This is a genomic window from Kitasatospora sp. NPDC058406 (assembly GCF_042722765.1).
GTDB lineage: Bacteria > Actinomycetota > Actinomycetes > Streptomycetales > Streptomycetaceae > Kitasatospora.
The window spans coordinates 84469-97888 of record NZ_JBHXKE010000004.1; the positions used below are offsets into that span (position 1 = coordinate 84469).

The 13420-nt window shown below is 77.0% G+C and carries 10 protein-coding genes and 1 tRNA gene; 10 read left to right on the plus strand and 1 reads right to left on the minus strand.

The window, feature by feature from the left end:
- The first annotated feature begins 13 nt into the window (after positions 1-13).
- The 7 genes from ACFWOG_RS01945 to ACFWOG_RS01975 all read left to right on the plus strand — a co-directional run bounded on the left by ACFWOG_RS01945 (position 14) and on the right by ACFWOG_RS01975 (position 8970).
- Positions 14-1297 carry an AAA family ATPase gene (locus ACFWOG_RS01945; protein ID WP_380353772.1) on the plus strand — a complete coding sequence of 428 codons (1284 nt, stop codon included), beginning with the start codon at positions 14-16 and terminating at the stop codon, positions 1295-1297.
- Positions 1294-1809: a hypothetical protein gene (locus tag ACFWOG_RS01950; protein ID WP_380353775.1), complete on the plus strand. Its 516-nt coding sequence runs from the start codon at positions 1294-1296 to the stop codon at positions 1807-1809. Before ACFWOG_RS01945 ends, ACFWOG_RS01950 begins: the two co-directional genes overlap by 4 nt.
- Positions 1810-1874: 65 nt before the next feature.
- Positions 1875-3557, plus strand: a complete 1683-nt coding sequence (locus ACFWOG_RS01955) for a hypothetical protein (RefSeq protein WP_380353778.1) — start codon at positions 1875-1877, stop codon at positions 3555-3557.
- Positions 3554-6469 (plus strand): bpX6 domain-containing protein, encoded by a 2916-nt coding sequence (locus ACFWOG_RS01960; protein ID WP_380353781.1) that lies wholly within the window; start codon positions 3554-3556, stop codon positions 6467-6469. Before ACFWOG_RS01955 ends, ACFWOG_RS01960 begins: the two co-directional genes overlap by 4 nt.
- A 111-nt stretch (positions 6470-6580) precedes the next feature.
- Positions 6581-7054, plus strand: a complete 474-nt coding sequence (locus ACFWOG_RS01965; protein WP_329881053.1) for an Rrf2 family transcriptional regulator — start codon at positions 6581-6583, stop codon at positions 7052-7054.
- Positions 7055-7165: 111 nt separating this feature from the next.
- Positions 7166-8380, plus strand: a complete 1215-nt coding sequence (locus ACFWOG_RS01970) for an MFS transporter (RefSeq protein ID WP_380353784.1) — start codon at positions 7166-7168, stop codon at positions 8378-8380.
- Between the two features lie 170 nt (positions 8381-8550).
- Complete coding sequence (locus tag ACFWOG_RS01975) at positions 8551-8970, plus strand: GNAT family N-acetyltransferase (protein WP_380353786.1); 420 nt, start codon at positions 8551-8553, stop codon at positions 8968-8970.
- Between the two features lie 58 nt (positions 8971-9028).
- Here the strand turns inward: ACFWOG_RS01975 and ACFWOG_RS01980 are convergent, their stop codons facing one another.
- On the minus strand, positions 9029-10591 hold the full coding sequence (locus ACFWOG_RS01980) for an FAD-binding protein (RefSeq protein WP_380353789.1): 1563 nt from the start codon (positions 10589-10591) through the stop codon (positions 9029-9031).
- Positions 10592-10946: 355 nt separating this feature from the next.
- On the opposite strand from ACFWOG_RS01980, the gene ACFWOG_RS01985 reads away from it, so the two are divergent.
- The 3 genes from ACFWOG_RS01985 (at position 10947) to pgm (ending at position 13379) form a co-directional block, all read left to right on the plus strand.
- Positions 10947-11026 (plus strand) — tRNA-Tyr (locus ACFWOG_RS01985).
- Between the two features lie 155 nt (positions 11027-11181).
- Positions 11182-11481 (plus strand): YciI family protein, encoded by a 300-nt coding sequence (locus ACFWOG_RS01990; RefSeq protein ID WP_380353792.1) that lies wholly within the window; start codon positions 11182-11184, stop codon positions 11479-11481.
- A 248-nt stretch (positions 11482-11729) separates the two neighbouring features.
- A complete protein-coding gene (pgm, locus tag ACFWOG_RS01995; protein ID WP_329881046.1) occupies positions 11730-13379 on the plus strand; it encodes a phosphoglucomutase (alpha-D-glucose-1,6-bisphosphate-dependent) in 1650 nt (549 codons plus the stop codon).
- Positions 13380-13420: the final 41 nt, after the last annotated feature.

Sequence of the window (13420 nt, forward strand, 5' to 3'; positions counted from 1 at the left end):
GACTCCGGTGCTCGTGACCGACACCAGCATCCCGACCGCCGCCCGCACGGCCGAGCCCGCACCCGCATCCGAGCCCGTACCTGCGCCCGTACCTGCGCCCTCCTGTGCGGACGACCTCGTGGGCGACTTGGTGGACGGCCGGGCGGGCGACCCGGCGGCCGACCCCGCCGCCGCGCTCCGGCCGGACGCCGAACTGATCGGCGCCGCCGTGGCCGCCGCCGGCCGGGGCATGATCGACCGTGAGACGGTGGCCGAGGTCGTGGCGCTCTGCGCGGTCGCCGGAGAGCACCTGCTGGTCGTCGGCCCGCCCGGCACCGCCAAGTCCGAGGCCGTCCGCCGGGTCGCCGCGCAGCTCGGCGGACGCTACTTCGAGTACCTGCTCGGCCGGTTCACCGAACCCAACGAGCTGTTCGGCCCCGTCGACCTGCGCAGCCTGCGCGAGGGCCGGGTCGAGTTCGAGACCGCCGGCATGCTGCCCGAGGCCGACATCGCCTTCCTCGACGAGGTCTTCCTCGGCTCCACGGCCGTCCTCAACACCCTGCTCGGCCTGCTCAACGACCGCGTCTTCCGGCGCGGCGGAACCGTCCTCGCCAGCCCGCTGCGGGTCTGTGTCGGCGCCGCCAACCACCTGCCGGACGACCCCGCGCTCGCCGCCTTCGCCGACCGCTTCCTCGCCCGCGTCTTCGTGGAGCCGGTCGCCGACGCCCGGCTGGAGGAACTGCTGGAGGCCGGGCGCAGGCCCGCCGCCGCCCCCGTCCGGCCCACCGACCTGCTCGGCGCCCTCGACCGGCTCGCCGCCGCCGCCCGCACCTGCGACCTGGACGACGTCACCCCGCTGCTCGGCGCCGCGCTGCGCCGGCTGCGCGCCGCCGGCGTGCCGATCGGCGACCGGCGGGCCGTCCGTTCGCAACGGCTGGTCGCCGCCGCCGCCGTCCTGGACGGCCGTACCACCGCCTCCGCCCGCGACCTGTGGGTGCTGCCGCTGATCGCCCCGACCGCCGACACCCAGGCGCTCGCCCGCGACACCCTCGGCGACCTCATCGAGAAGGCCGCCAACCAGAGCCTCGTGCACGCCGCCGAGGAACTGTCGCGCAGTTCGGCCGCGCGCGCCGAACGGCTCACCCGCACCGGGGCCGAGCTGCTCGCCGCCCACCGCGAGCTGCCCGGGGGCCGCGACGCGCGGCTCCGGCTGGAGGCCGCCCTGCGGGAGATCGACGCCGGGTTCGCCCCCGCGGACCTGCCCGCCGGCCTGGCCGGCATACGGGCCGAGCTGGTCGCGGCGGTCGCGCCCTCGTGACCACCGTGCCGCCCGACGCCCCGTCGGCCCCGTCTCCGGCCGTCGCTCCCGCCGCACCGCCCTCCGTCGCGCCCTCCGTCGCTCCCGCCGCGCCGCCCGCCGCACCGCCCGCCGTCAGACTCGGCTGGGAGCGCCGCGAACCGCCGCTCACCGCCGCCGCCGTCCTCGCCACCGACGAGGCGGTCCCCGCGCTGGCCGCCGCCACCCGGGACCGGATCGCCGACGGCGCCCGGCTCGGCGTCCTCGCCGACGACACCGCACTGCTCGTCCTCGGCGCCGAGGACGACCTCCCCTGGGCGGACGGCGCCCGCTACCTCGGCCACGACGGCGGGCTCCTGGTGCCGACCACCGCCCGGCCCGTCCCCGCCGCCGTCCTCTGGCGCACCGCCCTCGGCGCCGAGGCCGGACAGCTCTGCGTCCTCACCCCCGGCCACGCCCTCGTCGCCGCCCCGCCCGCCCCCGCGACCGACCCCGAGGCTCTCACCCCGTACATCCGGAGGGCCGCCCGGTGACCACCGGGGCGCCGGTGGAGGCCGGGCGAACGGTGGGGGCCGGGCGAGTTGCGGGGCCCGGCCGGATGCCCGTCGGGCTGGCGCCCTGGGCGGGCACGCTGTCCGCGCTCACCCCCGAACTCGCCCTCGCGCTCGGGCCGTTGCTGCGCCACCTCGACTCCCTGGTGGGCGAGCGCGAGCCGGTGGCCGACGGCCCGGGCAGCCCGGAGGGGCTCGGCGGCCTCGGCCGGACCGGCCGGCCGGACCAGCTGCTGCCCACCGAATGGCTGCTCGCCGAGGAGTACCCCGACGAGTTCCTGCGCCGCTTCGCGGACCGTGAACTCCTTTACCTCGCACCCGAGGTGCGCACCCCGGTCAGCCGGGGCCGGACCGTCGCACTGGTCGACACCGGGCCCGCCCAGGCCGGGCCCGGCCGACTGGTCCAGCTCGCCGCGCTGCTCGTCCTGCACCGGCGGGCCGCCGTACGCGGCACCGAACTCGTCGTGGGCGTCCTCGGCGACCCGCCCGACCGGTGGCTCACGGGGGACCTCGCCGAGCTGCTGCCCGCCTGGCTGCGCTCGCGCCGGCCCGCCGACCCGACGCCCGAGGACGTGGACCGCGCCCGGCAGGCACTGGACGCCGCCGACCGCGCCTGGCTGCTCACCTCACCCCGGCTCGCCGCCCGCCTCCCCGCCCGGCCCCGGGTGCTGACGAGCGAGACGACCCGCTGGGGCACGGCCGGCGCCACCCACGTCACCGTGCTGATCGACCGGTCCAAGGTCGAACTGGCCCTGCCCGCCGGCGAGATCGCCGTCCGGGCACTGCGCGGCGCGGAGTTCCGCCGCAGCGGCCCCGACGCCCCGCCGGCCGTCCCCCCGTCCGAGGCCTTCGGCGCGACCGGGGGAGCGCTGCCCGCCTTCACCACCGAGTCCCGCACCCTGGTCGCCCGGGGCGCGAGCACGGACGTCCTGCTGGCCGTCGGCATCCCGGACACCGACCACCTGCATCCCACCGTCCTCCGGGCGAAGCGGCACCGGCTGCACGGGCCGGTGGTCGCCGCCGGGCGGGCCGGCCGACGGCTGATCGCCCTCCAGCTCCGCAAGGGGCACCTGATCCCGTACGTCAGCGGCCGTCCGTTCGGCTCGCCCGGCGACTACCGGGCCGATCCGGCCGACCTCGGCCTCGACGGGGCGGAGCTGGCGCGACTGCTGACCCGGCCGCTCCTGCCGCTGCTGCGCACCGGCGGCGACCTGCTCCTGCCGGTCGCCGGCCGCTGGCGGCGGCTCGCGGCCGACGGCACGGTCACCGACGACGGGCCGGTCGGCCGGGGCGCCGAGAGCCCGAGCCACTTCAACCGGTTCCGCGAACCGCGGCTCTTCGAGCGGAGGTTGCAGCCCGACGCCGCCCGGGCCAGGCACCTGCTGCACGCGGGAGGCACCGTCGCCTGGTCCGAGGACGGCAAGAGGTGGACGGTCTGGACCAGGCTCGGTGACGAACGGCGGCTCTCCTTCCGGGAGAACGCCGAGGTGCTCGGTCTGGTCCACGACCGCCGCGAGCCCGCGCTGATCACCTGGTCGCCCGGCGTGCGCACGCTGCGGGCGGTCCGCGCCGACGGCGTCCGCACGCTGAGCCGGTTCTCCGGCGGCCCGACCCAGCCGGCCCTGCACCCCACCCTGCCGCTGATCGCCGCCGAGACGGCCTCCGGCCGGATCGTGATCGGCGACGCCGTCACCGGCCGGATCCGCCACTTCCTCTGGAGCAACCGGTGAGCCCCGGCACGGCACTCTCCCCGCGCGCCACCGTCACCGCCGCCGGGTTCGTCCTCGACGTGCCCGTGATCGGCCGGGCGGAGGCCGTCCACCGCGTCCTGGCGCACTGGCGGGACGGCGCCGAGCTGCGTGAACTTCCGGACGGTCGCTGGCTGTTGGTCCTGGCCGAACCCGTGGCGGTCCGGGTCGACCGGGCCCCCGGGCTGCCGCTGCGGGCGGCGGCCGACGGCACGCTCGCCGCGTTCGGGGCGGCCGAAGGACCGTCCGGCCCCGGCCGGCTCGTCCTCGTCGAGGCCGGACGGACGATCACCCGGCCCCTCGCCGGCCTGACGGCGACGGACCCGTCCGGCTGGCTGTCCCCGGCCGGTCTCACCCTGCACCGCCCGCGCCCGGTCGGCGCCGCCGCGGGGCCCGAGGCCGCACCCGTCGTGGACGCCGTGCCGACGCGCCCGCGCCCGGACCTGCGGGCGGCGGCGGGCATCCTGCCGCCCTCAGTACGGGCCGGCCGGCTCGCCGCCGAGACCGGCGGCTCCGAGGCCCCGTCCGGGCAGGGCTCCTGGAAGGGGCCCGTCCGCGCCGTCCGGGCCACGCCCGCCGGCCGGCTCGCGTACCTGGCCACCGCCCTCGTCCTGCTGGGCGTCGGCTGGCTGGTCCTGTTCTCCGACCGGGCCCACCTGGTCGTGGACCAGGGGCCGCGCATCGTCGGACTGTTCGCCCTCTGGTTCGTCCTGACGGTCGCCTACCACCTGATCCGCGGCGACCGGGGCGGCCACCGCGGTGGCACGGAAGGTGGGAACGCCGCCACCGGGGCCACCGCCGGGGCGGCCACGGGAGCCGCGACCGGCCCCGCCCGCAGGTCCGCCCGCACCCGCCGTCCCGTCCTCCGCCACCTGCTCGCCCGCCTCACCCTGCGGACCCCGGCGGCCCGGTCGCTCCACCGCCGGCACCTCCGCTACCTGCGCGAGCTGACCCGGGCCTTCGAACAGCGCCGCTGGGACGACGCCCTGCGCGACGCCCTGCCGCTCGCCGCGCGCGCCTCCGACGACACCGGGCGGCCCTGGCTCTCGCTGGGCCTGCCCCGGCGCTTCACCGGCGCCCTGCGCGCCACCCCGCGCAGCGATGCCCTCGCCGTGGCCTCACCGTTCCACGGCCCCACCTCGCACCAGCACCTCACCGCCCTCTACCGGCACGCCGCCGAGCGGCTGGAGAAGGCGGGCCGGATCGACGAGGCCGCGTTCGTCCTCGCCGACCTGCTCGACGCGCCCGCCGAGGCGGTCGCCCTGCTCGACCGGCACGACCGCTCCGCCCAGGCCGCCGAACTCGCTGAGGGGCGCGACCTCGCCGCCGAACTGGTGGTCCGCCTCTGGTGGCGGGCCGGCGAACGCGACCGCGCCGTCCGCACCGCCCACCGCAGGTCCGCGTTCGCCGCGGCCGTCGTCCGCCTCGCCGCCACCGACCCGTCGGCCGGCCGCGAACTGCGCGCCGCCTGGGCCGAACACCGCCGCGCGGCCGGCGACCGGCTCGGCGCCGTCGAGGCGGCCTGGCCGGACGAGGCGCTGCGCCCCTCGGTCGTCGCCGACCTGCGCGACGCGGTCGCCCTCGGCGGGCCCGACCGGGGCCGGGCGCTGCCCCACCTGCTGGCGCTCGGCGTCGGGCAGTCCACCCGGGCGTTCGCCCGCGCCGTCCTCGACGGCGACGGCGACCCGCGCAGCAGCGGCCGGACCGCGCTCGCCGCCACCCTGGCCGAGATGCCCGCCGCCGACCCGGCCGCCGACCGTGAACTCGCCACCGCCGCCGCCCTGGCGGCCGTCCGCGACGGCGGAGTCGGCGGGCCGGACGCCGGGCCGGGTGCCCGCGCGGCGGACGCCCTCCTCGACCGGCTCCTGCTCCGCGCCGACCCGCTGGTCGCCGAGGACCTGGCCCGCCCGCGGCCCGCGCCGCGCCCGGCGGGCGTCACCCCCGCGTACACCGCCGCCGACCGGCCCGGCACGCTCCCGGTCCTGGACGCGGCGCTGCTCGCCTCGGGCCTGCTGCTGGTCGCCTGCGGCCAGGCGGGAGTGCGGCTGATCGGACCGGACGGCCGCACCCGGGCCTCCTGGGACACGCCCGCCGACCGGCTGGTCCTCGCCGACCACGGCGCCGTCGCCCTGCTGGTCGCCGACTACGGCGACCTCCGGGAGGTGTCCCGCCTCGACCTCGTCACCCGCGCCGTCCGCCCCTGGACCACCCTGCGCGCCCGGCAGTTCGCGTCCTCCTTCGACGGCCGGCACCTGATCACCGAGGACGCGGACGGCATCGCGGTGCTCGACACCCTGGCACCCCGTCCGTCCGTCGTCTGGCGCGAACTCGTGGTGGGGCAGAGGCTGGTGGGCCGCATCAACCGCACGTCCGGAGGCTGCGCGGCCGTCGTCCGGTCCTCCCTTCCCGACGGTTCCCCGTTCACCGAGGTCTGGCGCTGGGACCTGCCCGGCTGGGAGCTGCGGGCCCGCCTCCGGGTGGACGACGCCCTGGCCGAGCCGCACCTCGAACCCGCCGCCCTCGCCGCGGGCGGCCTGCTCGCCGCCTCGGCGCCGACCGGGGAGGCCCCGGGGACCACCACCCTCTGCTGGACCTCCGGCCTGCCGACCGTCCGACTGCGACTCGACGGTGCGGCCTCGGACGCCCCCGCCACCGACGGCGACCACTGGGCCGTGACCGTGCCGCTGCCCGACGGCGCCGGCCTGCGGCTCCACGCCGGCACCGGCCCGGCCCGGGGGCCCGCCCTCACCGCGGTCTTCCCGGACGCCGACCCGTCGCGGATCGGCGTCCGCCGCCACGCCGGGGCGGTCACCTACCGGCACCGCTCCGGCCGCGTCCTCGCCACCTCGGCCGACGGCGCCACCCTCCTGGCCAACGTCCGGGTGACCGTCTGACGGAGCGGAGCGGGGCGGCCGGTCGGCGAGGCGACCCGGCGGCACGCGGGGCGTTCGTGCGGCCGCCCGCGCGGGGCGGTAACGGGGACGTGTAGTATCCCGATTGTGCTGATGGGTGAGGGTGTGGAGTGGGGCCTGCACTGCTGTCTGGCGTTGGCGTGGCTCGATGAGCAGGCGCCGATTCCGGCAGGGCGGTTGGCGGAGATCTTCGAGCTTCCGCCGGTGTACCTGAAGAAGCGGTTGCAGCCGCTGGTGCGGGCCGGGGTGCTGGCGTCGGTGGCGGGCGCGCGGGGCGGGTACCGGCTGGCCCGGGCGCCGGAGCGGATCACGCTGATGGAGGTGGTGGCCGCGGTGGAGGGCACCACCGAGGCGTTCCGGTGCACGGAGATCAGGCAGCGGGGCGCGGGAGCGGAGGCGGCGGCGAGCGACTTCGCCAAGCCGTGCGGCGTCGCCGGGGCGATGCGGCGTGCGGAGCTGGCGTGGCGGCGCGAACTGGCCGCGCAGACCGTCGCCGACCTGCTCGCCGCCAGTCCGGCGGGAGCCCCGGCGCGTATGCGCCGCTTCCACGAGCGCCTCGGTTCCTGACGCCGCACCGGCCTGCCCGGCGCCGCTCTGTGCATTGCACCCCCGAATCGACCTGGCCCGAACCGATGCGGCCCGGCCGTCCGGCCGGGCCTTCCAGGAAGGAGAATCGGGATGTCTGATGTCTCGTTAGCGCGGGCGGCGGTGGCCGAACCCCGAGGCGGCCGTGCCGGGGTGGTTCCGGTGCTCGCCCTCGGCACCTTCGCCGTCGGCACCGACGCGTTCGTGGTGGCCGGCTTCCTGCCCGAACTGGCCGCCGACCTCGGCGTCTCGACGTCGGCCGCCGGACAGGCGGTGACGGTCTTCGCGGCGGCCTACGCCCTGCTCTCCCCGGTGCTCGCCACCCTGACCGCCCGGGTCCCGCGCCGGACGCTGCTGGTCACGGCACTGGCCGGGCTCGGGGCGGCCAACCTGGCCTCCGCGCTCGCACCGACCTTCGCCGCGCTGCTCGCCACCCGCGTGGCGGCGGCCGGGGCCGCGGCGGCGTTCACGCCCAACGCGGGGGCGGTCGCGGCCTCCCTGGCCCGCCCGGAACGGCGGGCCGGGGCGCTGGCCGTGGTGGTGGGCGGGCTGACGGCGGCGACCGCGCTCGGGGTGCCGCTGGGCGGGCTGGCCGGTCAGTGGACGGGGTGGCGGTGGGCACTGGGGGCGGTGGCCGGTCTGGCCCTGGCCGCCGCCGGGGCCGTTGCCCTCCTGCTGCCGGCGCTGCCCGGCGGTCCGGCGGTGGCGCTGCGCGAGCGCCTGGCGGTGCTGCGCCGGCCGGCGGTGCGGGCGATCCTGCCGCTGACGGCGTTGGGCATGGCGGCGGCGTACACGGTGTACGCGTACAGCGTGCCGGCGCTGGCGGCGGTGGGGCTGACGGCCCGCGACGCCGCGTGGGCGCTGGGCCTGTACGGGGTCGGCGCGGTGCTCGGCAACCTGGGGGCCGGGCTCGCCACCGACCGGCTGGGCGGGGTGGGGGTGCTGACGGCCGGCTACCTCGTGATGGCGGTCGCGCTGGGCGGGCTCGGCCTGCTGGCGGCGAGCGGCACGCGCGCGCCGGTGCTGGTGGGGCTGCTCGCACTGGCCTGGGGAGCGAGCAGTTGGTGCCAGACGCCGCCGCAGCAGCACCGGCTGATCGCCGCTGCGCCGCAGGAGGCGCCGCTGGTCGTCGCCCTGAACTCGTCCGCCATCTACGCGGGGATCGGCGCCGGCACCCTGTCGGGCGGCCTGACCGTCCACTCGGGCGCCGCCGCGCTGTACGCGACCGCCACCGGGCTGGCCCTGCTCGCCCTCCTGTACCTGCTCCTCACGGCCGCGACACTCCCGCGCGCCGACCGGCACGGATAGGCAGCTGTCGCGGCTCCGGGGCCGTGATCGTGCACTTCGTCGCCGAGGCCGTACGGCTGGACGATGTCCCGGTGGGTAGGGGCAGGTCCGCGTTCATCGACACCGGGCCGCCTTCCCCCGTCGGGTCCCGCCCGTGGTCGGGTGGCGTCGGCCTGACTATCATGTAATCCATGAATGTCGATTCCAACCCTTACGAGGTGCGGCCGGGCGTGCCGGACGTCGCGACCTTCCGGCACCTGCGCACCGCCTCCGGCATGAGCGACCGCCCGGCCGAGGCGGTGGCCGCCGGGCTGCCGAACACCTGGTTCGGCGTGACGGTGCGCCTCGACGGCGAGCCGGTCGGCATGGGCCGGATCATCGGCGACGGCGGATCGGTGTTCCAGATCGCCGACGTCTGCGTGCTCCCCGCCCACCAGGGCCGGGGCCTGGGCGCACGGATCATGGCCCGGCTCACCGCCGAGCTGGAGGACCGCGCGCCCAAGGGCGCCTACGTCTCGCTCATCGCCGACGGCGACGCCCACCGTCTCTACGCCAGGTACGGCTTCGTGGAGACGGCCCCGTACTCCGTGGGCATGCACCGCCTGGTGTGAGCGCGGCGTCCCCGGTCCGTCCCGCCGAAGGGCGGGGCGGGACGGGGCCCGCGGCCGGTCAGGCGTGGATGCCCTGGCCCGGGGTGAGGATGCCCGCCGGGTCGAAGCGGCGCTTGGCGGCCACCGCGCGCCCCCACCGGGTGCCGTAGTGGCGCCGCCAGTCGGAGCGGGTCATGTCCGGGATCGCGCCGATGAGGTACCGCGTGCCGCCCAGCGCCACCGCCCGGTCGTACAGGCGGCGGTTGCGCCGCAGCGCGGCGGCGTGGTCGGCGCCCGGGGCCGGGAAGGAGAGCAGGTCGAAGTGGAAGCCGACCGGCTCGTCCGGCATCACGGCCATCGGGCGGGTGAGCACGTCCTTCCGGTACGGGTAGAAGAGCAGCAGCCCGGAGCCCAGGTCCTCCGGCGTGAGCAGCGCGGTGGCCTCGCGCATGAACGTCGCGGTCGTCGAGGCGGGCAGGAAGAGGCTCAGCCAGGGCTTGGGCTGCGCCCAGAGGCCGGCGGCCTTCAGGTACCCGGCGAAGCCGTCCACCCGGAACGCGTACTCGCGCGCCGTCTGGTCGACCACCGTCGTCTCGGCCGCGACGCAGCGCAGGCCGCGCAGCAGGGCCGCCCGGTCCGGTACGGCGGCGCCGTCGTAGTGGGCGACGAGTTCCGCCTTGTAGCGCCAGCCGGTGCCGGCCGCGTTCCGCACGACCTCGCCGACCTGGAGGTCGAAGCGACGCTCGGCCATCAGCCTTTCCTGGTCCGCGAGGTAGGCGGACAGGTCGTCGTAGAACAGGTTGAAGACGAGCGCCCGCTCGCGCGCCCGGACCAGGCGCACGGTGGCGCGGACGATGATGCCGGCCTGGCCGCCGCCGGCGAGGACCGCCTCGAACAGCTCGCGCTCGGACGTGCGGGAGGCGGTGACCAGGCGGCCGGTGCCGGTGACCACGTCGACCGACTCGACCGTGTCCACCTGGAGCCCGAACCGCTGGACGCCGCCGCCGATCCCGCCGACGCTCAGGGTGCCGCCCACGGAGAGGTGCAGGTAGTCCGTCAGGCAGGGGGGCGTCCAGCCCTGGGCCAGTGCGGCCTCGGTCAGTCGGGCCCAGGTGACGCCGGCCTCCACCACGGCCCGGCCGGGGGTGATCCGGACGATCCGGTCCAGGCCGCGGGCGTCGATCGCGATGCCGCCGCGGGCGGACGCCTGCCCGTAGCTGGAGTGCGACTCCAGCTCCGCCGTGGCGCCGGTGCCGCTCTGGCCGTTCATCGCCACCGGGATCCGGTGCCGGCGGGCGAAGGCGACCACCTCGGCGACGTCCCGCACCGAGCCGGGGTGCAGGACGGCGCGCGGCGCGGCGGTCACCAGGTGCCCGAAGTCCCCGCCGAACCGCGCCAGCGTGCCGGCATCGGCCACCACGGTCCCGTCCAGACGCGGCAGTGCGGCCAGGGCGGAGCCGGCCGCGCCGCCGGGCGCACCGCTGGCACCGGCCCCGGTGGCGGGCGTTCCGGCGGCGGGCGTTCCGGCCGGAGCGGAGTCCCCGGCGGCGACGGCCCAGGAGCGGCCGACGGTGTTCCAGCCGATCACCGTCGCCGCCGCGCCGACGAGCAGACCGCGGCGGGGCAGGGATGACTTGCTCATTTCAGATTTCTCCGATCAATCGTCATATTGTCAGTGTTGTATCGCATTGCCGTCGGCGCGTACACGTGTCATCGGTCCCTCAAGGGCGGCGAACGGGGCCGGTGTTCGGGCGCGCTCCCGGCGGCCGCGGTCGGCTCCGGAGTGGTCTACACCACATGAGGGGGGCGAACGCATTGATCCGGACACGTACATGTCGCCACCGGCACCCGGCTGACCAGCCGGAAAGCCCCTCCGGGGCGGTGTCCGGCACGGAACGGCCGTGGCCGGAAAACCGGTTGTCGGGCCTGGCGGGGCCGGGGGAGAGTAGAGACATCGCGATCGACGAGAGAGACGAGAGCGACGAGAGAGAAACCGAGGGCGAGCTGGGCCTGGGAGAGCCCAAGGGCCTGTAAAGCCCCCGCTTCGGCTGTGGTGGTTCGAATCCATCCTCGCCCACCCTCGGGATGCCCCGGGCCCCACGGCCCGGGGCATCGTCATGTCACGGCCGGCGAATCCGGCCGAACGGCCCTGCGCCGACGGTGCGTGACGTTCCGTCGGGGAGCGGTGCCCGGTGGAGCGGCGCTCACCTGCGCCCGGCTAGCCTTGGCCGCATGTTCGTTCTGGAGCTGACCTACACCGCGTCCCTCGACCGCATCGACGCGGCCCTCCCCGCCCACGTGGAATGGCTCGGCCGGCACTACGCCGGCGGCACCTTCCTGGCCTCCGGCCGCAAGGTCCCCCGCGACGGCGGCGTCATCCTCGCCACCGGCGACGACCGGGCCGCGATCGAGGCGGTCACCCGGACCGACCCCTTCGTGGTGGAGGGCCTCGTGGAGTACACGGTGACGGAGTTCCTGGCGACCACCGTCGCCCCCGTCCTCGAAGCGCACCGCCAGCGGCTCCCCGCCTGAGGTCCCGCCCGCCACCGCCGTGCCGGGGGCCGCACGGCCGGTACCGGTGTCCGGTCCGGGGCCCGGAGCGGTCCGACGACGCGTCCGCCCGGTGCAGCGCGTCCGCCGGTCCCACTCGACCCGCCTCGCCGGGCGGCCCCGCCCGGGTACGGTCGGCAGTCGTCCACTGGCTACGATCGGTGAGCACGGGGCACGGAAGCGCCGGGCCGCTGGCCGGCGCACGGCGAGAAATCTGGTGGGAGAAGACGATGGCACACGTACGGGCCGGGCAGCCGGCGCAGCCGGGCGACCTGGTGGACGTGGCGCGGTTGGTGACGGCGTATTACACGCTGCACCCGGACCCGGAGGAGCCGGGCCAGCGGGTGGCGTTCGGCACCTCGGGCCACCGCGGCTCCTCGCTGGACGCGGCGTTCAACGAGGACCACATCGCCGCCACCACCCAGGCGATCTGCGAGTACCGGGCCGCGCGGGGCGTCACCGGCCCGCTGTTCCTCGGCGCCGACTCGCACGCCCTGTCCGAGCCGGCCACGGCCACCGCCGTCGAGGTGCTGGCCGCCAACGGCGTCACCGTCCTGCTGGACAGCGCGGACGGCTACACCCCGACCCCCGCCGTCTCGCACGCGATCCTGACCCACAACCGGCGCAGCCCCCGGGCGCTGGCCGACGGCATCGTGGTCACCCCGTCGCACAACCCGCCGCGCGACGGCGGGTTCAAGTACAACCCGCCGAGCGGAGGCCCGGCCCCCTCCGAGGCGACCGGCTGGATCCAGGACCGCGCCAACGCCCTGATCCGCGAGGGCCTGCGGGGCGTCAAGCGGGTCCCGTACGCGCGGGCCCTGGCCGCGCCGACCACCGGTCGGCACGACTACGTCACCGCCTACACCGAGGACCTCGTCTCCGTCCTGGACCTGGACGCGGTGCGGGCCGCCGGCCTGCGGATCGGCGCCGACCCGCTCGGTGGCGCGTCCGTCGCCTACTGGGGGCGGATCGCCGAGACGCACCGCCTCGACCTGACCGTGGTCAACCCGGTGACCGACCCGACCTGGCGCTTCATGACGCTGGACTGGGACGGCAAGATCCGGATGGACTGCTCCTCGCCCGCCGCGATGGCCTCGCTGATCGCCCGCCGCGACGAGTACGACATCGCGACCGGCAACGACGCGGACGCCGACCGGCACGGGATCGTCACCCCCGACGGCGGCCTGATGAACCCCAACCACTACCTCGCGGTCGCCGTCGACTACCTCTACCGGCACCGCGCCGACTGGCCCGCCGACGCGGCGGTGGGCAAGACGCTGGTCTCCTCGTCGATGCTCGACCGGGTCGCGGGCGACCTGAAGCGGCAGCTCGTCGAGGTGCCGGTCGGTTTCAAGTGGTTCGTCGACGGCCTGCTGGAGGGCTCGATCGCCTTCGGCGGCGAGGAGTCGGCCGGCGCGTCGTTCCTGCGCCGCGACGGCGGGGTCTGGACCACCGACAAGGACGGCATCCTGCTCGCCCTGCTGGCCGCCGAGATCACCGCCGTGACCGGCCGCACGCCCAGCGAGTACTACCGCGACCTGACCGAGCGGTTCGGTGCCCCCGCCTACGCCCGGGTCGACGCCCCGGCGGACCGCGAGCAGAAGGCGCTGCTGTCCCGGCTGTCGGCCGACCAGGTCCGGGCCGGCGATCTGGCGGGCGAGCCGGTCACCGCCGTGCTCACCGAGGCCCCGGGCAACGGCGCGGCCATCGGCGGCATCAAGGTGTGCACCGAGAACGCCTGGTTCGCCGCCCGCCCGTCGGGCACCGAGGACGTCTACAAGATCTACGCCGAGTCCTTCCAGGGACCCGACCACCTGGCCCGGGTCCAGGAGGAGGCGCGCACCCTCGTCAACGAGGTGCTCGCGGGCCAGACGGACTGACGATCCCCGCCGCACGTGCGGTCCGGCCGGTGGGCGACGAC